This window comes from Beijerinckia indica subsp. indica ATCC 9039, assembly GCF_000019845.1.
Taxonomy (GTDB): Bacteria; Pseudomonadota; Alphaproteobacteria; order Rhizobiales; family Beijerinckiaceae; genus Beijerinckia; species Beijerinckia indica.
Map to the genome: position 1 here is coordinate 1,803,566 of NC_010581.1, position 21,001 is coordinate 1,824,566.

Genomic DNA, 21,001 nt, shown 5'->3' on the forward strand with positions numbered 1-21,001 from the left:
CCCCAAGGGCCGAACCGTCAATCGCCTTTGGCTAGAGCATCAAACCCGAAGTGGGCATCACTTGGACGATTTGATGCATTTTCAAAGATCTAGAGCGTCGCCCTTGGACGGATGTCAAAGAGCGAAGGTCTCGATTTGGAGTTTTGCAAAATGAAGATGAAGGGAAGCTGAAAAAGCTTGGCCTCGGCCGCTCAATCCGAATATCGGAAGCCCTTTCGGGATCACATCGGCGTGTTTCTTCCAAGAGCCTGACTTCAATCGAAGAGACCATCCGGCTCTTCGCGACCCCATTCCTCAATCGGCTGGATGCGGATCGCCGGTTTGGGCGGCGGCGGTGGCCCCCAATAGCCTGGCCGCCATACACATTGTCCAGATGATCGGTAGCAGACCCAGCGAGCCTTGTGGTAGCCCGCTTGCGCGCGGGCCTCGTCGCGTAATTCCTCCAGCGATCGATAGATGTGATCGAGGCCGTTCGCCGGGCCGGGAGATGGGACCTGCGCCGCTGCGGGCGCCGAGCCGAACCCGTAAAGCACGCTCAAGGCGGCGAGCAATCGCATTGGACCGAACCGCATCTTCTCCGGGCTCCCAAGAGAATGTCGTGAGGTGAAGGCGTCAGGCCGCCACCTGAATGCTCTAGCTATATAGGAAGCGTTTGCTGCTGAAGCCAGTCCATCGAGAACTCGGTTGCTCGTTCAGCACATCCTTAGAGGATTTGACCGAGGAATAATTGGGTGCGGGGGTGTTGAGGCGCGGCGAAAAAAGCTTGCGGCGCGGCGATTTCCAGAATTTCACCCCGATCCATGAACACGACCCGATCGGCCACTTGCCGGGCAAAACCCATTTCATGGGTCACACACAGCATGGTCATGCCTTCCCTGGCCAGTTCCACCATGGTTTCGAGCACTTCCTGCACCATTTCGGGATCGAGCGCCGAGGTTGGCTCGTCGAACAGCATGATTTTGGGATTCATGCACAAAGCGCGAGCGATGGCGACTCGCTGCTGCTGTCCACCCGACAATTGACCGGGATATTTATCAGCCTGTTCGGGAATGCGGACTCTTTTGAGGAAATGCATGGCGGTTTCCACAGCCTGCTCTTTCGGGAGTTTGCGCACATGGATCGGTGCCAGGGTGCAGTTTTCCAGAATGGTCAGATGCGGAAACAGGTTGAAATGCTGAAACACCATGCCGACTTCACGACGCACGTCATCGATCCGCTTCAGATCATCGGTCAGCTTGATGCCATCGACCGTCAGGCTGCCCGCCTGAAAGATTTCCAGCCGGTTGATGCAGCGGATCAGGGTCGATTTGCCAGAGCCCGAAGGGCCGCACAAAATGATTTTCTCGCCCGTCGCCACGTCGAGATTGATATCGCGGAGCACCTGAAAGGCGCCATACCATTTGTTCAAGCCCCGGATCGAGACCGCATATTCGTTCTGTTCTCCCGGCAAGATCTTTCTCTCCCTGGCGCTCGCTGCGCGTGCAGCCATTACCGCGCCTGTCCCCTGGCAAGCCGGCGCTCGACGCCGATCGAATAGCGCGACATGCCGAAACAGAACACAAAATAGAACAAAGCCGCGAAAAGATAACCGCTGGCGCTGATCGTCGGCCCGGCCCAGGCTGGGTCAAGACGCGCTGAATCGACGGTACGCAGAAAATCGAAAATGCCAACGGCCGCGACGAGTGTCGTATCCTTGAACAAGCCGATAAATGTATTCACGATGCCCGGAATGACATGGGCCAGGGCTTGCGGCAGAACGACGAGTTGCAAGGTTTTCCAGGGCGGAAGACCGAGTGCAGCCGCTCCCTCAAACTGGCCCTTGGGTACGGCTTGCAAGCCACCGCGCACCACTTCCGCCATATAGGCCGATGCGAAGAGGGCCACGCCAATAAGCGGCCGGATGAGCCGGTCCACGCTCATCGACGCTGGAAGAAACAGCGGCAGCATGAAATTGGCCATGAACAGGACGGTGATCATCGGTACGCCGCGGACGAATTCGATGAATAAAGTGCTGGCGAGCGACACGACAGGCAAAGTGGAGCGCCGGCCAAGCGCCAGGAAAATGCCGAGCGGCAAGGAGACAACAATACCGACGCCGGCAACCACCAGACTGAGGAAAATACCACCCCAGAGATCCGTATCGACCAAAGGCAGGCCAAGCCAGGGCGTCCCCCGCAGCAAGATCAGCGCGATGAGCGGATAAAGCAGGAAGAACAGGAGCGCCGCGACGCGCTTATCCGTATGGGCGCCTTTGCGGATCGGCCATAAAAGCCAGGCAATCAGCACAAACCCGAGGAGCAGCACGGTCACGACCCGCCAACGCTCGGCCACGGGATAAGAGCCGAATGTGAAATAGGGCAATTTTTGCGCGACGAAAGCCCAGCAGGCACCGGCGTCTGGCGCCCGACAGGCGGCACCGTCCGGCGCGCTCCAGACCGCGTCGATGAGGGTGAAGCGCAGGAGGTCCGGTAATAGCCAAAGGATGAGTGCGCCTGCCGCCAATGTCAGCAGGCTGGAGGACAGGCTGGAGAAAAAGCCGCGCCTTATCCTCTCGAGAAGAGAGGTTCGATCTTTTGGCGGCGGCAGAAGGGGCGCGCTTTCTTGCCGGAGATAGGAATTGCCGGGGGCGAAGGAATGAGCAGACATGGCTATCGCTCCACGAGCGCCATGCGGCGATTGATGAGATTCATGGCGAACGAGGTCACCAGCGACACAGCAAGATAGACGGCCATGGTGATGAAGATGATCTGCACGGCAGCGCCCGTCTGATTGAGCACCGTGCCGGCGAAAACCTGCACGAGATCAGGATAGCCGATGAATACGGCCAGGGAAGAGTTCTTGATCAGATTGAGATATTGGCTGGTGAGCGGCGGAATGACGACGCGCAGGGCTTGCGGCAGGATGATCCGTCGCATCGTGAGGCCAGAGGGCAAGCCGAGCGCCTCGGCGGCTTCGCTCTGGCCCCGTGGGACGGCCATAATGCCCGCCCGAATGATTTCGGCGATGAAGGCGGCTGTGTAAAGGCTCAAGCCGAGGAGCAGAGCCACAAGTTCCGGCAAGACCCGGAAGCCGCCCGTATAATTGAACCCTTTCAGAATGGGTCTGTCGAAGGCGAGCGGCGGTGCCAGCATGGCGGCAATGATCGCCGGCCCCAAGGCGAGAACCAGACAGAGAAGGGTTTTGGGCCAACCAGGCTTCAGGGCCGTGCCGCGTCCCACAAGGAAGGAGGCAGCCAAACCAAGAGCCAAAGCGGCTCCGACCCATGCCGCGCCCGGAAGCAAGGATGGCAGCGGCAGAAATAGACCGCGATTGTTGAGGACGGTGCCGAAGGGAAAGAGCAGTGACTGGCGCGGCCCGGGCAGCGGCTTCAGGATCGCATTGTACCAGAACAAGAGCTGCAGCAGCAGCGGGATGTTGCGCAGGGTTTCGACATAAGTCGCGGCCAGGAAAGAGACGAGCCGGTTTTTGGACAGGCGCGAGATGCCTACGATGACCCCAATGATGGTCGTACAGACAAGACCGATCGACGCCACGATCAATGTATTGATGAGGCCAACGAGAAAAGCCCGGCCATAGGTCGAAAGCGGCGAATAGGCGATGGGTGTTTGATTGATGTCGAAACCGGCGGTCTGGTTCCAGAAAGAGAAATCCGTCGGTATGCCGCGCGCCACCATATTGGCGTGGAGCGTCGTGAACATGCCGACGAGCACGAGGCAGAGCGCGAGCACGAAAAGAGCCTGTACGATGAAACCGCGTTTACGTGGATCGCGCCAGACGGCGAGGAGCGTCGCGCGGTCGGTCGCGGATTGATCGGACAGGCTCATGCTATTTGACCGGATCAGCGGACCGGCGGCGCATAATGCAATCCGCCCTTCGTCCAGAGATTGTTGATGCCGCGCTTGATTTTCAGTTTCGAGCCTTCGCCGAGATTGCGGTCGAAAACCTCGCCATAATTGCCGACATGTTTGATGATGCGATAGATCCAGTCGCGCGTCAGGCCGAGTCCTTCGCCGAAATTGCCTTCGAAACCGAGCAGGCGCTTGATCTCCGGACTTTCCGATTTCGTCTTCTCGTCCAGGTTTTTCGAGGTCACGCCGTCTTCCTCGGCGTTGAGCCAGGCGAAATGCACCCATTTCACAAGGTTGAACCATTGATCGTCGCCTTGACGCACCAGGGGGCCGAGCGGCTCCTTGGAGATGATTTCGGGCAGAACGACATGATCATCCGGATTGGCGAGTTTGGCGCGCTGGGCGTAAAGGCCGGATGCATCCGTGGTCAGAGCATCGCAACGGCCGGTATCATAGGCTTTCAGGGCTTCATCGCCAGTCGCGAAATTCACTGGCTCATACTGCAGATTATTGGCGCGGAAGAAATCGGCGAGATTGAGTTCCGTCGTCGTTCCCTGCTGAACACAGATCGAGGCTCCAGCAAGTTCAAGCGCGGACGTCAGGTTGAGCTTGCGATGGGTCATAAAACCCTGACCGTCATAATAGGTAATGCCGGTAAACAGGAACCCCTGCCCCACTTCGCGGGATTGGGTCCAGGTCGTATTCCGCGAGAGAATATCGATTTCGCCTGATTGCAGCGCGGTGAAACGATCCTTGCCGCTGAGCGGCAGGAATTTGACCTTGGTGGGATCATCGAAAATCGCCGCCGCGACGGCACGGCAGAAATCGATATCGAAACCGACCCATTGACCCTTGTCGTCCGGCAGGCCGAAGCCCGCGAGACCGGGGTTGGAGCCACAATTCAGGAAACCGCGTCCCTTGACTTCGTCGAGTGTGCCGGCGAGGGCGCCGGTCGTCACGCAGAGGCTGAACAGGCCCGCGGAAACGATGGATTTGAACATGAAGGCAATCCGGTTTCGATCGAGTAAGACACCGTGGGCTAGTCCTTCTGGAAGAGTGAATTCCACTTTTCCGGAAAAGACTTGAACCTCGGCAATCCCTCCGTGCAAGTAGGGGCTTTTGCCGTGGCTGGTCAAGGCGTCTCCCCTGTATCAGCCCTGCTCCGTTGAACCTGAGCGAGAGCCGTTTAATGGATTAGAATGCCCAATTTGTGACTATTTATTGTATCAACCGATGCGTGCAAAAAATGCATCACACCGGCTTGACCTCGAGCGAAGCTATTCCTAAAAATGTAGCAATATCGATTCCTATAGTCATTCCGGCAGGCCATTGGGTTTGCCCCATCCCTTCCTCCAAGCGCCGTATAACCATGCGGGAGCTTGTCGAGATATATCTATAAGTCACTGGAATACCATATCATTTTTTGAAAGCCCTTTGCCATGCCCCGCTCGGAATCCGTCCTGAAAACCACCTTGCAAAATCCGGTGATGCCCATTTCGAGCTTTGGCTCCGAGAGGATGCGCACAGTATTCCGTCCCCTCATTGCTATGACGGCTCTGGCGGCGCTTATGGTCCTGCCACGCCCGGTTGCAGCGGGGCCTGACGGTGGCTCGGTCGTCGCGGGACAAGCGGCCATCTCGCAGGCGGGCAGCGTCACGACCATTAATCAGTCCACGCCCAAAGCCATCATCAATTGGCAAGGCTTTTCCATCAACGCGCATGAGACGGTGAATTTCAACCAGCCTTCGAGCAGCGCCGCCACTTTGAACCGCGTCATCGGCAACGAGGCGAGTGTCATCGCCGGCGCGCTCAACGCCAATGGCCAGGTTTTTCTCGTCAATTCGGCGGGTGTTCTGTTCACCCACGGGGCGCAGGTCAATGTTGGTGGTCTCGTCGCCTCGACCCTCGATATTGCCAATACAGACTTCATGGCCGGAAAATATACCTTCTCCGGCACCTCCTCGGCCTCGGTCATCAACCGCGGCCACATCCTTGCACATGAGGGCGGCTATGTCGCGCTTCTCGGCAAGACGGTCTCGAACGAGGGGGTGATCACGGCCACGCTCGGTACGGTAGCCATGGCCTCGGGCGAAAAGATCACGCTGAACTTCGATGGCAATTCGTTGATCGATGTGACGATCGACAAGGGGACCTTGAACGCGCTCGTCCAGAACAAAAGGGCGATCCAGGCAGATGGTGGCCGGGTGATCCTGACCGCCAAGGCGGCGGATGCCGTGCTTTCGGCACAGGTGAACAATAGCGGCATCATCCAAGCGCGCACCATGGCCGATCTCAAGGGTGGCCAAGCCACATCGGGATCCACAGGCGGCTCGGTCCATGTGGGCACGATCAAACTTCTGGCGCAGGGCGGGACCACGAAGGTCGCGGGCAAGCTCGACGTTTCGGCGCCGAACCAGGGTAACGGCGGATCGATCGAGACCGGCGCCAATAAAGTGCAGGTGGCCTCAAAAGCAACGATCATTACGAAAGCGGCGAGCGGACAGGATGGCACTTGGCTCATCAGTCCCAAGGATTTCACGATCATGTTGAGTGGGGACGTCACCGGAACACAGCTGGCCAGCAGCAATATAACAATCCGGCCGGCGAGTGGAGGAGGCATTCATTTCGGTGTCAACACGACGCTTGCTGATCTAGGGCATGAACCGGATAACATGTACATCAGCTTTTTTGGTGATTCTGGTTTACACACCGCAATTGGTTCAACCAGGGGCATTATTCGCGATATCAGGCTGGAGAGTGTTGATTTCTGGAGCAGCACCATTCCCACCGCGCCTATTACCGGTTCCTATCCCACTGGAACTGTGACAGTCCCCGGTGGTGTCGGCGGCTTGGTAGGGTCTATAGGCAGCACTACTATTACTGGCTCCTATCCCACTGGAATTATGACAGGCTCTGGTAGTGTCGGCAATCTGATGTGGTATAGTGGCACCGCCAGAGACATTATCTACTCTTATCCCACTGGAAATTTGACAAACTCCGGTAGTGTCGGCGGTCTGGTGGGGTACACTGACGCCCCTATTAGCAATGTATATCTCACTGGAGGTGTGATAAGCTCCGGTAGTAGTATCTATGGTCTGGCAGGGTACACGAGCGGCATTATTACCAACTCCTATGCCACTGTAAATTTGACAAACTCCGGTAGTGTCAGCGGTCTGGTAGGATACAACACTGGCGCCCCTATTGGCAGCGTTTATCTCCCTGGAATTGTGCCAGCCCCTGTTAGCAATGTAAGCGGTGGCTAATAGGGAATAATCTGGGCGTCATCAGCAGCAATATAGATCACGATGTGCGGCCGTGGCACCCACGGCCCGGCGGGCCAGCACCTTTCAAACGGGTGAAAAGGTTCGCCGCCGGGAATCATATTGCTCTCAGCCGCACCTTGACGAGTCTCGCCTCCACGAGGAAAACGTGAGGGGCGAGAACGGCAGGCAGGCGGAACGAATGACCGACACGAAGCGAGACGGGCACAAGGGTTTTAAAAGCCGGACCAGGCTGGTGCATGCCGGGCGCGATCCGTCCGAGCAATTCGGCTATGTTAACACGCCGATTTATCGCGGCTCGACCGTGCTCTATCCGACGCTCGATGATCTTTATGCAAGGCGTGGACGTTTCTCCTATGGCACGCAGGGCACGCCCACGACGCAGGCCCTGGAAACGGCCTGGACCGAGCTCGCCGGTGCGGCAGGGACCGTTCTAGTTCCGACCGGACTGGCCGCGATCACACTCGCGCTCCTGACCGCGGTCAAGGCAGGCGACCATATTCTCGTGACCGATTCGGCTTATCGGCCGTGCCGCAATTTTTGCGACACGGTTTTGCGCCGCATGGGCGTCGAAACGACTTATTACGATCCTTTGATCGGTGGCGGGCTCGAATCGCTCGTGCGCCAGAATACACGCGTCGTTTTCCTCGAAACACCCGGATCGCAGAGTTTCGAGCTTCAAGATGTCGTGGCCATCAAGGCGGTGGCCGAGGCGCATGATCTGTGCACCATCATCGACAATACCTGGGGCACCCCCCTCTTCTTCCCGCCGCATGAGCGCGGCATGGATATGGCGATCGAAGCCGGCACGAAATATCTCTCCGGCCATTCTGATCTTCTGCTCGGCCTCGTCTCGGCTAATGCCCGCTGGTATCCGCGCCTGCGCGCGACCTATGACGCCTTTGCCATGTGCCCCGGCCCGGAGGATGTGTTTCTCGCTTTGCGCGGACTGCGTACCATGGAATTGCGTCTGCGCGAGGCCGAACGCCAGGGCCTCGCTATGGCGCGCTGGCTGGCCGCGCGGCCGGAAGTCGTGCAGGTCCTGCATCCAGCTTTGCCGCAATGCCCTGGTCATGCCTTGTGGAAACGCGATTTCCTGGGCTCGACCGGCTTATTTTCAGTACTGCTCGCCCCTTTCTCGCGCGAGGCGCTCGCCGCCATGCTCGATGGTCTCGAATTATTCGGCATGGGCTATTCCTGGGGCGGTTTCGAAAGCCTCGTCATTCCCTTCGATTGCCGGACCTATCGCACGGCGACGCAATGGAATCCGCCGGGGCCTGCCTTGCGTTTCTCGATTGGCCTCGAAGATATCGAGGATCTGCAAGCCGATCTCGCCGCCGGTTTCGAGCGTCTCAACGCGCATGCCTGAAGTGGCTCCATCAGTCCAAAGAGGCCATTGCGCAAAGCGGACTTGACGGCATTGCCTGAGGACAGCTTTATGGGGGCGCCCGAGCCTTCGGGAATGACTGGAAAAATGAATCATTGAGGCCGAAATGAATATCTTGCGGCTGGTGCTGCTCGGCCTTGCCGCTGTTGCCGCGCTCCTTTTAAGCTGGAGTTTTCTTCAACAGGCGCTTCAGGCTCCCACCTCGATTGAGTCAGGGCGGGAGACGCCCCCAGGGAGCTCGCGACATCTGTTGGCGGAGATGCACGCCACCCGCGAGAAACTCGTGGCGACGATTTCCGCCGCGCCCGAATATGCGGCCTTTTTCGATCGGCTCAAAACCCTCTATCCAGCCGATTATGAAAGCTTTTTGTCCAATGCGACCAAACGAGGCGTGGTCACGGGCGAAACGGCGAATGCCGACCGGCTCCTTTCGGACGCAGTGCGGACTTTGCGTCTCTCGCATGGCATACTCGCGGCCAAGGCCGATACGGAAGCTCTGAACCGCATTTTCACGATGCAATTGAATGTCATGCGGGCTTTGGCCGTGGCCGATGAGAAGCTTTGCGTCGATTTTCTTTATGGTAACGCCAGCAGCGCCTTTTTCGATTTCTCCGCGACGCATCGCATGCTCGTCGGAGATATGGCGCTCGCAGGCCTTGCCGCAGTGGCTGACGGCCAGGCGCAGCCTGTCGAAAGAACCGCGCCCGACGACAATGATTTCGCTCTTCTCGACAAGGCCCTGCGTGAGAAAGGCTTGAATGACGCCGAAATTTCCGCCGTCCTCGACGGAAAGATGAGCGATCCTCCCATCGAGCCGAGGCGGATGTGCCGAGCGGGCCAGATCTATCTCGAAACGCTGGCTGCCATGCCGGAGCCGGGGCGCAGCCGTATTTATGGATTGGCGGTGGAACTCATGGCGCGCTCCTGAGCACGCGCATCGCAGGCGTGGAGATGGAGCCAGTACCCCGCTGTAATTACAGCGGGGTACTGGCTCCATCGCCGAGCGGTAATTGCATAAGGACCGTGTCAAGCCAGCGGCCGTTTTTCCAGCCTACCGTCTTGAGCGTGCCGGCATGCTGGAAGCCGAGCTTCTCGTGTAGCCGGATCGAGGCGTGATTTTCGGAATCGCCGATGACCGCGACGACTTGACGAAAACCCGCTCCAGCCGTCTCTGCAAGCAGACGGGACAGTAGGCGCTGTCCAATGCCCTGCCCTTGCAGGCCATCGCGAATATAGATGGAATCCTCAACGGTCTTTGAATAAGCGGGCCTTTGTCGGTAGCTGTTGACATAGGCAAAGCCCACGACCTTCCGCTCGAATTCGGCGACGATATAGGGATAGCGATTGGTGGACATGACCCTGCGGCGGATCTTCATCTCCGCCTCGCCGGGCGGTACGATCTCGAAAGTGCCAAAGCCATTGAGCACATGATGGCTATAGATTGCTGTAATGGCGGGAATATCGTTCTCATCGCAATCACGCAGAACGAGGCCATCGACGAGTGCATTGGTGGGCAAGCAGGCTACTTTCTTGACAGGAAGAATTGCAGTGCAGGACGGAGCCAATGGGTCACGCCAGCACTTGGATTTAGTGCAAATTGCGTGCGCGTGGCAAGGTCTTGAGAAAAGCCCGGCGGAAGTCCATGCGCCCAAACAAGGTCTAAGGCCGCTTTTCTTGTAACGCTCAAGGTCGCGCCAGATTTCCAGGCCAGGCATCCAGGGATGTCGCCCTGAACCGGAAAACGCCTAGTATCCATCCTCATTGAAGCGCGACGTGTCGCGGTTCAATGAGGACAAGTGGATAAGTTTAAAAAGCGACGGATCGAGAATCTGTGATTCTCGATACTAGGCCACAAGCCTCCTTGCGAGAGCTCCATCCGTCTTTTCCCAATATTTTCCACAAGGTGGCACGGGCAATTTGCAAGTTTTATGAAGCCGTGTTATATCCAATTAGATATAGCTTAGACCTGGGGCCGTGCTAGCGGCACCCTGTCCCCCTTCTCGAAGACTCGTCCTTCCCGTGACGAACATTCGAGATTGCTCGACGGTGGTTTTTGTGACCGTCGGCATTCTGCCCGCAGAGGTAGCGCCTGTGTTCGGTCCCTGGCGGCCCGTAGCCTTGCGCCTCCTCTCCTCCTTCCCCCAACGACGATCGGATTGCTCTTCATGCCGCAAAACGCCCAATCGGTTCTCGACCATTTCGATCTCTTCAAGCAGCCCGAATATCGGGAAATGTTTGCCAATAAGAAGAAATACTTTGAAAACGCGGTCGCCGAGGTTGAAGTGGACCGTATCCGCGAATGGATGAAGACGCCGGAATATCAGGAGAAGAATTTTGCTCGCGAGGCCCTGACGGTCAATCCGGCCAAGGCCTGTCAGCCGCTCGGCGCTGTCTTCTGCAGCAGCGGATTCATGGGCGCACTCTCGTTTGTGCATGGATCGCAAGGCTGCGTCGCCTATTACCGCAGCCATCTGTCGCGGCATTTCAAGGAGCCCTGCTCCTGTGTCTCTTCCTCGATGACCGAGGATGCAGCGGTGTTCGGCGGTCTCACCAATATGATCGATGGTCTCGCCAATACCTATAATCTCTATCGCCCGGCAATGATCTCGGTCTCGACCACCTGCATGGCCGAGGTGATCGGCGACGATCTCAACGCCTTCATCAAAACGGCGCGAGAGAAGGGTTCGATCCCGATGGACTTCGATGTCCCCTTCGCGCATACACCGGCCTTCGTTGGCAGTCATGTCACCGGCTATGACAATATGCTGAAGGGCATTCTCGATTATTTCTGGGAAGGCAAGGCCGGCATGGCGGAAAAGCCCGTGCGCGAGCCAAATGAACGGATCAATTTCATTGGCGGTTTCGATCCCTATACGGTTGGCAATCTGCGCGAATTGAAACGCATTCTCGATCTTTGGGATCTTGATTACACGATCCTGTCCGACAATAGCGAAGTGTGGGATACACCGACCGACGGCACGTTCCGCATGTTCGACGGCGGTACCAGCGCCGAGGAAACCACGGCGGCGCTTAATTCCAAGGCGACCATCTCACTGCAGGAATATTCCACGCAGAAAACCTTGCCCTACATTGCCGCGCATGGGCAGGAAACAGTCGCGCTGAATTGCCCGCTCGGCGTGCAGGCGACCGACAAGCTCCTTCTGGAAATCGCCCGTCTGACCGGCAAGCCAGTTCCGGACGTCATGCGCAAGGAGCGTGGCCGTCTTCTCGATGCGATCGCCGATTCCTTCGCCCATATCCATGGTAAGAAATTCGCCATTTATGGCGACCCCGATCTTTGCCTCGGCATGACGGCTTTCCTGCTGGAGCTCGGGGCGGAGCCGGTGCATGTGCTTTCGACCAATGGCGGCAATGAATGGGCCGAAAAGGTCAAAGCTGTCTTCGCGTCTTCGCCTTACGGCGCCAATTGCCATGTCTATCCCAATCGCGACCTCTGGCACATGCGTTCCCTGCTCTTCACCGAGCCGGTCGATTTCCTGATTGGCAACACTTACGGCAAATATCTCGAACGAGACACGGGTACACCTCTGATCCGTGTCGGCTTCCCGATCTTCGACCGCCATCACCATCACCGCTTCCCGATTTATGGTTATCAGGGCGGCTTGCATCTCCTGCGCTACATGCTCGACGCGATCTTCAATATGATCGACCAGACAACCAATGTGCCGGCGCATAGCGATTACAGTTTCGATATCATTCGCTGATCCATGCGATGACGGCGGCCTTGCAAAAGGCCGCCGCGACGACAGAAAGAAAAATCCTCGCGGCGACCGTCTGGTTTCCGCGAGGATTTTTTTTTGTAACGATGATGCTGGGAGTTCGAGCCAAATAAATAGGTGGCTGGGAGCGAAACGTGAAACATCAACCGCATCGAGCATCGGCATCACTTCATAGAGCCAGAATGTCAGCGGCTCGCAGCCGAACGAAAAAATCATGAAAAATGGAATAAATTAATAGTCGTAATTCTACGCCATACGCCGTCCAAGCTCTTTGCGTAGATCGCAGCAGAGCCCTCGCCTTCAGGTGGCATTTTTATAATTCCCGCTCCGGGGATTGAACGATATGACCAGTATATCGACGTAATAACAATTATAGCAATATTATAATTATCATCGAAAACGGGAAATGTGTAGCTAATATGGTGGATGTCTATAGCCTTATCTTCATTGATTCCGGATGCTTTTTCCCTCTCTTTTGTAGACTCTTTGCTACAAAGCGCATCGTTGCTTGGGTGGATAATATCTTTAGGGGCCATTCCTAAATATGGTTTCGTTTCTGAATATGGAGGAGACAAGTCCGCATGAATCTTCAATCCCAAATATTGCCGAGCAACTGACTCAGGGATCGAATACTCACCCCATTCCGCCTCTATTTCGCAACGTTCAGCTTTAGGCTCATCGGCAAGCACTGATCGAAATAGATCTTCTGCCTCTTTTTTGAGCCTAGCCTGCTCCTCTTCTAATTTTATCTCTTCGGCATCTTCTGCCTTCACCACATCGTGGGAGGCAATGTTAAATGCCACAAGGAAAGAGCCAAATAAAAGCGATCTTGATAATTTCATTGATCGTGGTCCGTTATTCTCGATACATTTATGACAAAAAATTAAAGGTCCAATGATGGCATCAGCAGTATCCGTAGCAGAATAACTTAATAGGCTTTGCACGCAAGTATCTCGAGGAATTGTATAATCACAGCGGTGTATCGGAAACCGCATGAGGTACGGCCGATTTCGTGTGGTGCAAATTTTTTGAATTTGTACGCATTATCGTCAAAGCTAAAGGGAACAAGGCCTTGGATCAGATCGGCTTGGAAAAGCGAAATGAACGATAGTGCGGTGGATAGGACTGACGAGCCTCAGCTCTTTCCAGCAACCTACCGAACTCCGATGACAAAGCAGGTGAAGCCATTGTTGACTGTCTCTGTGCTGATGCTTCTAGCGTTTTTTGGGCGGGTGCACCTCAGTCTTTCGTCACCAGCCTGGGAGTGGATTTTTGCACTTTTCGCCTTAGGATTAGTTCTTTTCAACAGGCTTAATGAAGGCATGTGTTGTGTGACACTCTATGATGATCATATCGAAAAACGAACATGGCTAGGTAAGCAGACATGGCGGCGAGAAGACGTTGCTCGGATACTTCCAGGCCAATACGGGGGCTTCTGGCTCTCCCATAGACACAACGGGGGCTACTATTTCATGGTGCCGGCAGGCATCGAGCGAGACGCCGCGTGGGATGCTTGGTTGGCCCATGTTCCCAAATATGCAAGCAAGCCTCCTCTGCTTGAGTGCATTATTAAGTGGTTCCGAGGCGAGGACACGTGAACAAACGAACAATGATAAATGCCGATTTTTAGGTGCTTAGTCCCGGCACGTGATGGAACGAATTTAGGATGAATCTTCCGTTTCGTTTGTCCAGACTTTTCAGATGTATTCAAATGGCGTGAGGCCCTTCAATGCCTTGAGCCGTCAGCCGTAATTGTAGGCGTTGAGGAAGGTCGTCAGGTGAATTTGGCGACGGTCTTCTGGTTGATCCCACAGCGTCTGGCGAGAGTTCTCAGGCTTTTTTGACTATTTTGTATCGCTCGACGCACCGTCTCTGTCGTCTTGGCGCATCCCTCCATTCTGCAGAAAGAATTGCACCATCAAAGTCTGGATCAAACACCCAGAGCACCAATCCCAAAAGCCCCTTTTTAGGACCAATCTGATGCATTTTCAGAAAAGAGAGAGCATCGGATAGGGTTCACTTTGAAAGTCCGATCCTCTACGCCACAAAAATACGTCTTTTCAATATCTTAAAAATTCTTTCAAAATATCAAATTATAATATATATAAGTGTTAAGTGATGAAGGCGGTTTCCGGCTTTCGGAAATATCTCCCTCTTCGCTGAGGGGATGAGCTATCAGGGAGACTTCGGGTGGATGAGTCTTTCTCGTGGAAATCCGAGGCCATGGTGGCTGGCTTTGAATTTTGAGGAACGATAATGTCTGAAGATCGTGACTGGCCGGCGCTTTCGCCGATTTCGACTGGCATCAGGGGGCGCTGTCCTCGCTGTGGCAAGGGCCATTTGTTTCGCGGCTTTCTAAAGCTTCGCAAGAGCTGCGAAGTGTGCGGCCTCGATTATTCCTTCGCTGATCCGGCCGATGGTCCCGCTTTTTTCGTGATCTGTTTCGCCTGCGTACCTAGCGCCATTTTGGCGGTGTGGATCGAGGTGGAATATCAGGCCCCCTATTGGGTGCATCTGTTCACGACGCTCCCCTTTCTGCTCGCGACCTGCATTCCACCGCTTCGGCCTTTGAAAGGCTGGCTCGTGGCAAGCCAATATTTTTATAAGGCGGAGGAGGGACATTTGGCCAAGTCCACCGCGAAAGGTCCAAGTTTAAACGGCGGCGTGTGAAGGCGAGCGCGCTGAGTTTCCAGCACTCTTCATAAAGAAAAGCCTCGGGTCAGTTCACTTCTCGTCGAACGTCCGGGGCTTTTTTGTGGAAGGCCAATTAAGCCTTAGTAATTACCCCTGAGTTCAAGGGCATCGGTCAGATCACCCAATTTTGGCTCGCCGGCTTGGGCCATCGCATTATCCCTGCGGGCAAGTCCTGGCAGAGCGCGAAGATGGAAACGCTTCGTAATGAACCGGATGATCGAAGTCGTATCGTAAGGCGTGTGGTCGACGTAGTTCTTCTTCGCGAACGGAGAGACGATCAGCGCCGGAATACGGGTGCCGGGTCCCCAACGATCCGCCTTCGGAGGCGCAAGGTGATCCCACCAGCCGCCATTTTCGTCATAGGTGACGATGACGACCATACGACCCCATTGGGGGCTTTTTTCGAGATGGGCAATGATATCGGCAATATGCTGATCGCCGGATGTCACATCGGTATAGCCCGCATGTTCGTTCAAATTACCCTGCGGCTTATAGAAGGCCACTTGCGGCAATTTGCCGGCATCGATCGCCTTGATGAATTCCTCACCATTCAAGCCGCCGTCCAGCAAATGCTCGGCGCGCTCCGGTGTCCCGGGAGCATAGGCCGCGAAATAGTTGAACGGTTGATGATGGTATTGGAAATTCGGGACGGTCGCACCATTCTGACCATCGAGCGTAGCCTGCCAGGCGCCGCTATACCAAGCCCAGCTAATACCCTTGGCGCTGAGCAGATCGCCGATCGTCTTCTGCGTTTGGGGCGGCAAGGTCGAGGCATTGGACGGATCGGCATAACGCGGATCTCCGCCCGTGGCTGGCTTGACGGCGCTCGGCTGATAGGGAGGCTGCATCGTATTGACGGCGTAGAAATCCGGCGTGAAAGCGCCGTCGTTCACAAATTTAGGAGGGCCAACGAGCGCCGAAGCCGGCGAATTGGCGGCCAGTTTGAGGGTGACGCCATCAGCCTCAACAGCACTGATACGCGACGCGGCGGGGCTCTTGTTCAAATTCGGATAATAGGGCGTGCACGCACAGATCAGAGCGAGGTGATTGAGGAAGGAGCCGCCAAAAGCGCCCTGGAAGAAATGATCGGCGAGCGTGTAGCGCTGCGCGACCGACCAGAGCGGCAGTTTTGAAACGTCATAATAGCCCATGACCAGGGCGCCGGAATCCGCATAGGCGACGTAACGATCGCTTTTGCCGCCGTTGATCTGCATCTGGTCTTGATAGAAGCGATGCACGAGATCCCGCGTCATGACACTCAAGGAGGCATTGAAGCCATCCGGAGCATCGATTTTGAAAGTCGTATTCGGCAAATGAGCCGTCTGTGCTTCCGTGATGGCCGGCGTCACGCCGGGACCCGTCAGACCACCCCAGATGACCGGCAGTTCCTTCAGGACCGACCCATCGCGATCGCGCTGAGTGATCTGCTCGAGCTTAAGATCGCGCAAACCATCAACGCCCGGGAAATTACCGTAGAGATGGTCGAAGCTGCGGTTTTCCGCATAAATAACGACGATATTTTGGATCTGATTGAGTTTGGCCTGGAAGCGCGGGGTGGTGCTGTCCTGGACTTCCTGCGGCTGCTCATAGCCGGGCGGATTCGTGTCCAAGGCATGGGCTGCGGGGGACAGAATCAGCCCGCTCGCCGTCAATATTAAGAAATGAAACTGCGTTTTCATAATCGGATAATCTTTCCCTGGAAGCCCCTCAATCACCCATTCCGACGAGATGAGTGTGACTTGCGCAGGGTCATAGCGTGCGAGCTTTGCAGTTTCTTGACAATCCAAGCCTTTCTTTGAGGGGAAAGCTAACTAATGGACAAAAAAATGAAATATGGATGGATTGTCGTCTACGCTGACAAGAAAGAGTTTTCACGAGAGGGGATGTCATCTAATCGTCGTGATCAATGAGCATGGTCCCCCCGCGTTTCAACGGTAAGATCCTCCATGCATTATTGTCTCTCTGCCTTTGCTGGTCTGATTTTATTTATGGCTGTTGGAGCCATTATTGACAGTTTTGGGCAAGACAGTTTGGCGCAAGAAAATCCGCAAGGAGGAATGACCAGAGCGACGGCCTATCAACAGGCGAGGCAATTGTCGGAGATCGGCCGGCAGATGTTTTCCGATCCCAGACTGTCGGGCTCGGGTAAATTGTCCTGCGCTTCCTGCCATGATCCCCAGAATGCTTTTTCGCCCTCCAATGACCTTGCTGTGCAAATGGGCGGCAAAACCCTCGATCGAGCCGCGTTTCGCGCGGCTCCGACGCTCACCTATAAACAGGTGACCCCGCCGTCCACGGAACATTATTATGAATCCGACGAGGAAGCTGACGGCAGCATAGACAATGGTCCAACGGGCGGCTTGACCTGGGATGGCCGCGTGGATCGGCGCTCGGACCAAGCCTTGATCCCTCTTTTATCGCCGCTTGAAATGGCGAATGAAGATCGTGCGGCGCTGTCCGATACGATCGAAAAAATTTACGGGCAAGCCTTGCGCGCTGTGGCAGGCGGATTGGTGTCGCAAGACAAGCAATGGCCCCTCGAAGCGGCGATGAAGGCGCTTGACGCCTTTCAGCAGGAGGGCGCGCTCTTCTATCCCTTCTCAAGCAAATATGATGCTTTTCTGCGCGGCAAGGCGGAATTGAGCGAGCAGGAAAAACACGGGCTCGAAATTTTCACGGCAGAGGACAAGGGTAATTGCGCAAGCTGCCATGTCAGCGCGCCGAGCAAGACGGGCACCCCGCCCTTCTTCACTGATTATGGGTTGATTGCGATCGGCGTGCCGCGCAATCGCGACATAGCGCAAAATCAAGATCCGGCTTTTTTCGATCTCGGTCTTTGTGGTCCCGAGCGACAGGATTTCCGTGACAGGCCGGATTATTGCGGCCTGTTCAAGACGCCGACCCTCCGCAATGTCGCCCGCAGAAAAGTCTTCTTCCACAATGGTGTCGTGAAGAGCTTGCGCGAGGCCGTCGCCTTCTATTTCGAACGCGATACGAAGCCGGAGAAATATTATCCCCACGGCGCCGATGGAACGATTGCCAAATATGACGATCTGCCCGCTGCTTACCATGACAATGTCAATAATGAGCCCCCCTTTGGTAAACAGGCCGGAGACCCTTCGACGGTCTCGGAAGCCGACATTGATGCGGTGGTCGCCTTTCTCAAAACCCTGGACGATGGCTTCTCGAGCCAGGAACCCGCTGCGGTGAAGTATCCGTAATCGAGCAGAACGGCCTCATTGTGCTTCGCGGATACACGAAAAGCCGGCCGGTTCGGCGTCTTTTTGCTGGCGACAAGCGCGAAGTTAACGTGACAGGGAATAATTGATTCCTCTATCGTCGTTTGCGTGTGAAACCCTTGAAAAGGTGATCATGCTCCCCGTCGATTGACTTTCTCTGGATGAATATTTCGTCTTGCCGATGGACCTGAATCAATGGGGACGCAAGACGTATCCTGTTTATGGATTTTCACTGAAAATACTTGCCAAGGCAGCGCGGCCCCCTAAAACAAGGCACGCTCGCAAATTGTGGCGAAAAACATGGGAAGGCCAGAATGACGTCTGCCGATCATCCGGATACGCCGATCAAGAAACGTCCCGTCGCATTGGCTTTGCAGGGGGGCGGCTCGCATGGGGCTTTTACCTGGGGTGTGCTCGACCGGTTGCTTGAGGAACCCTGGCTGGAGATCGAAGGGATTTCGGGCACGTCAGCGGGTGCGATGAATGCGGCGATTCTGGCAGATGGTTGGATCAAGGGAGGCGCTCAAGGCGCGCGCGAAGCGCTCGATAACTATTGGAGCCGCGTAGCCAAAGCTGCGGCCTTCAACCCGGTCCAACGTACACCTCTCGATCGGCTGCTCGGCCGCTGGTCTCTCGACACGTCGCCGATGTTCCAATTCTTGGATATGGTGTCGCGCGTAGTGTCACCTTATGAGAGCAATCCCTTTGGCTTTAATCCCTTGCGTTCCATTCTCTTCGAATGCATCGATTTCCCGAGTCTAAGCCAATCGCCCATCAAAGTGTTCATCACCGCGACCAATGTTCATACCGGACGTGGGCGCGTCTTTCGCAATCATGAACTGACTCCCGACGTCCTCCTCGCTTCCGCCTGTTTGCCGACCATGTTTCAGGCGATCGAGATCGACGGGATCCCTTATTGGGATGGCGGTTTCGCGGGTAATCCCACGCTGACACCCTTGGTCAGGGATGTTGAAACGGATGATATTATTCTGGTGCAGATCAATCCGCGCCAACGGAATGAAACCCCCCGCACGACCGCTGAAATTCTCAATCGGCTGAATGAAATTTCCTTCAACTCGCCTCTCATGAAGGAATTGCGCATGATCGCCTTGTTGCGCAATGCAACCAATCCGAACAGCAAGGAAAGTCGGCATTGGGCCAATATCCGCTCGCATTTGATCATGACCGAAATGATGAATGACTTGAATTATTCCTCGAAATTGAATGCGGAATGGGCCTTCGTTGACATGCTGAAAGCCGAAGGGCGCCGCGTGACGCATGAATTTCTGGCCGCTCATGCCGATGATATTGGTAAACGCGCCACATTCGATATCGATATTCTGGCATCGGAATGCTGAGGCGGAGCGTATCACGGCCCGAACCATCTTGAGAAGGTGGATACGAGGGCGGCGACCCTAAACCCCTCTGCGAAATCCGGATTTGCAAAAATCTGGCGACCTGCTACCTTTAAGGCATCGTCAACACATCGAAAGGAGGTGATCCAGTGTCTCATTGTCTTACATCGCGGGCCCGGACCTGGCATCATGCCTTCTTGGGGGCTTTCGGCCTCTAAGCCGCCTTATTCCGGGATCGCGGACCGCGATCCGACAATGGAAGGACCGTCTCCCGAGCAGTTTTGCGAAGGGGCGGTCCTTCTTTTTTGGCCTCTCTTAAGGTTGGCTCATGGCAACCGAGCGCGCGGTCTCGGGCTGGGGCGCTCCTGTCGCAGTGGGAATGGCGGCTGCGGGAAGCAAAGGAGAGCTGGTGCTTGCCGTGTTGATCGTGGGCGCTAGGTTCGTCTGAGGTGTGGAAACGGGTGTTGACGCAGGAACCAGAGCCGCCGCTTGGGGGCTGCTCTGCGCAGGGGCCGGAGGTGCCGGAATGGAAGCGGTTGTCGTCACAGGTGCTGGCGCCGGTTTTTCTTCCCGCCTGCCCGAGGGTTGGAGCCAGGCTTGCCATTCCCGCGCATTGCCGTTGAAGGCATTGCGATCGACGAAGCCGCGAATTCCGGGAACATGACCTTCCGCCGTATGTTGCCAGAAATGCCAACGGCGGTTGCCATATTTGACCGTCGGGTAATATTTTACGCTGCGCACCCAGATCGGATAATCGTTGAATTCATTCTGCATCACGTCGCGGTGGAAATCGACGGATGTATAGATGACCGGCCGCTTGCCATAGGCGCGTTCCATGGCGGTCAGGATCATATGCATCTGGGCGAGTGCGACCTCACGCGGGATCTTCTTTGGGCAGGTCCTGGAATTGCCGTTCCATTCGACGTCGAGCACGGGCGGCAATGCGTCTGGATCATAGGGAACATTTTTCAGGAACCAGGCGGCCTGCTCGTGGCCCGGGCGGCACCAATAGGCGAAATGATAGGCGCCCCGAGGCACACCGGCCGCTTTTGAAGCCATCCAGTTCTGGAAGAATTTCTCGTCGAGATGATCGCCACCTTCAGTCGCCTTGATCCAGGCGAAGCGCACACCGCTCGCTTGAACCGCCCGCCAATCGATTTCGCCCTGATATTTGGACACGTCGATCCCGGAAATCTCATAATCGCTGGCATGCGGATAAGGATCGATTGCCGTCACACGTCCGCCACAACCGGCAAGACCGAGGCCGAGAAGCGCGGTGCATGCCGCAAGAAGGGATGAGGAACGCGAAAGGGTCATCGACATGGGGACTCTGGCGCGAAAACTAGGGAGAAAAGCCGGTTGAACATCAACAGAACGCCTCAAATTGCTTCCATCGCGTTAAACATACCGTCGCGCTCTGGGGCTCCCCTTGCGCCGTTTTGGAGCAGTTCCGACAC

Annotated in this window: 17 protein-coding genes and 1 pseudogene; 8 read left to right on the forward strand and 10 right to left on the reverse strand. The window is 55.8% G+C overall.

The features are described 5' to 3' along the window. Positions 1–254: 254 nt before the first annotated feature. The 5 genes from BIND_RS08100 to BIND_RS08120 form a co-directional block, all read right to left on the reverse strand. Positions 255–572, reverse strand: coding sequence for a hypothetical protein (locus tag BIND_RS08100; RefSeq protein ID WP_012384587.1), 318 nt, complete (start codon positions 570–572; stop codon positions 255–257). Positions 573–703: 131 nt separating this feature from the next. Beyond that, positions 704–1,489: an amino acid ABC transporter ATP-binding protein gene (locus tag BIND_RS08105; protein ID WP_012384588.1), complete on the reverse strand. Its 786-nt coding sequence runs from the start codon at positions 1,487–1,489 to the stop codon at positions 704–706. Further along, positions 1,489–2,646, reverse strand: coding sequence for an amino acid ABC transporter permease (locus BIND_RS08110; protein ID WP_012384589.1), 1,158 nt, complete (start codon positions 2,644–2,646; stop codon positions 1,489–1,491). The genes BIND_RS08105 and BIND_RS08110 overlap by 1 nt, the downstream gene beginning before the upstream one ends. 2 nt (positions 2,647–2,648) lie before the next feature. After that, positions 2,649–3,824 carry an amino acid ABC transporter permease gene (locus BIND_RS08115; RefSeq protein ID WP_012384590.1) on the reverse strand — a complete coding sequence of 392 codons (1,176 nt, stop codon included), beginning with the start codon at positions 3,822–3,824 and terminating at the stop codon, positions 2,649–2,651. Between the two features lie 14 nt (positions 3,825–3,838). Then, positions 3,839–4,849 carry an amino acid ABC transporter substrate-binding protein gene (locus BIND_RS08120; RefSeq protein ID WP_012384591.1) on the reverse strand — a complete coding sequence of 337 codons (1,011 nt, stop codon included), beginning with the start codon at positions 4,847–4,849 and terminating at the stop codon, positions 3,839–3,841. A gap of 438 nt (positions 4,850–5,287) precedes the next feature. Between BIND_RS08120 and BIND_RS20110 the strand changes: the two genes are divergently transcribed. From BIND_RS20110 to BIND_RS08135, 3 genes are all read left to right on the forward strand, one after another. Then, positions 5,288–7,111: a filamentous hemagglutinin N-terminal domain-containing protein gene (locus BIND_RS20110; protein WP_012384592.1), complete on the forward strand. Its 1,824-nt coding sequence runs from the start codon at positions 5,288–5,290 to the stop codon at positions 7,109–7,111. 199 nt (positions 7,112–7,310) lie between these two features. Next, the gene (gene metC, locus BIND_RS08130) at positions 7,311–8,498 is read left to right on the forward strand and encodes a cystathionine beta-lyase (RefSeq protein WP_012384593.1); all 1,188 of its coding nucleotides are present in this window, start codon (positions 7,311–7,313) and stop codon (positions 8,496–8,498) included. A 124-nt stretch (positions 8,499–8,622) separates the two neighbouring features. Next, on the forward strand, positions 8,623–9,444 hold the full coding sequence (locus BIND_RS08135) for a hypothetical protein (protein ID WP_012384594.1): 822 nt from the start codon (positions 8,623–8,625) through the stop codon (positions 9,442–9,444). A gap of 46 nt (positions 9,445–9,490) precedes the next feature. Here the strand turns inward: BIND_RS08135 and BIND_RS08140 are convergent, their stop codons facing one another. Then, the gene (locus BIND_RS08140; RefSeq protein ID WP_012384595.1) at positions 9,491–10,033 is read right to left on the reverse strand and encodes a GNAT family N-acetyltransferase; all 543 of its coding nucleotides are present in this window, start codon (positions 10,031–10,033) and stop codon (positions 9,491–9,493) included. A 648-nt stretch (positions 10,034–10,681) separates the two neighbouring features. On the opposite strand from BIND_RS08140, the gene nifK reads away from it, so the two are divergent. Continuing rightward, positions 10,682–12,241, forward strand: a complete 1,560-nt coding sequence (nifK, locus tag BIND_RS08145) for a nitrogenase molybdenum-iron protein subunit beta (RefSeq protein ID WP_012384596.1) — start codon at positions 10,682–10,684, stop codon at positions 12,239–12,241. A 227-nt stretch (positions 12,242–12,468) separates the two neighbouring features. On the opposite strand, the gene BIND_RS08150 is transcribed toward nifK, so the two are convergent. Further along, positions 12,469–13,200: a hypothetical protein gene (locus BIND_RS08150; protein WP_148210590.1), complete on the reverse strand. Its 732-nt coding sequence runs from the start codon at positions 13,198–13,200 to the stop codon at positions 12,469–12,471. A 156-nt stretch (positions 13,201–13,356) separates the two neighbouring features. Here BIND_RS08150 and BIND_RS08155 point away from each other — a divergent pair, with 156 nt between their 5' ends. Beyond that, complete coding sequence (locus tag BIND_RS08155) at positions 13,357–13,854, forward strand: hypothetical protein (protein ID WP_012384598.1); 498 nt, start codon at positions 13,357–13,359, stop codon at positions 13,852–13,854. A gap of 182 nt (positions 13,855–14,036) precedes the next feature. On the opposite strand, the pseudogene BIND_RS21280 reads toward BIND_RS08155, so the two are convergent. Continuing rightward, positions 14,037–14,153: pseudogene (locus tag BIND_RS21280) on the reverse strand (IS481 family transposase); the annotation flags it as partial. A 359-nt stretch (positions 14,154–14,512) separates the two neighbouring features. Here BIND_RS21280 and BIND_RS08160 point away from each other — a divergent pair. After that, positions 14,513–14,926 carry a DUF983 domain-containing protein gene (locus BIND_RS08160; RefSeq protein ID WP_012384599.1) on the forward strand — a complete coding sequence of 138 codons (414 nt, stop codon included), beginning with the start codon at positions 14,513–14,515 and terminating at the stop codon, positions 14,924–14,926. A 104-nt stretch (positions 14,927–15,030) separates the two neighbouring features. Here BIND_RS08160 and BIND_RS08165 read toward each other — a convergent pair whose 3' ends face one another. Beyond that, a complete protein-coding gene (locus BIND_RS08165) occupies positions 15,031–16,629 on the reverse strand; it encodes an acid phosphatase (RefSeq protein ID WP_012384600.1) in 1,599 nt (532 codons plus the stop codon). 378 nt (positions 16,630–17,007) lie between these two features. On the opposite strand from BIND_RS08165, the gene BIND_RS08170 reads away from it, so the two are divergent. Beyond that, positions 17,008–18,171, forward strand: coding sequence for a cytochrome-c peroxidase (locus BIND_RS08170; RefSeq protein WP_158304366.1), 1,164 nt, complete (start codon positions 17,008–17,010; stop codon positions 18,169–18,171). A 332-nt stretch (positions 18,172–18,503) separates the two neighbouring features. After that, complete coding sequence (locus tag BIND_RS08175; RefSeq protein ID WP_012384602.1) at positions 18,504–19,547, forward strand: patatin-like phospholipase family protein; 1,044 nt, start codon at positions 18,504–18,506, stop codon at positions 19,545–19,547. Between the two features lie 312 nt (positions 19,548–19,859). On the opposite strand, the gene BIND_RS08180 is transcribed toward BIND_RS08175, so the two are convergent. Next, positions 19,860–20,867, reverse strand: coding sequence for a glycoside hydrolase family 25 protein (locus tag BIND_RS08180; protein ID WP_012384603.1), 1,008 nt, complete (start codon positions 20,865–20,867; stop codon positions 19,860–19,862). Positions 20,868–21,001: the final 134 nt, after the last annotated feature.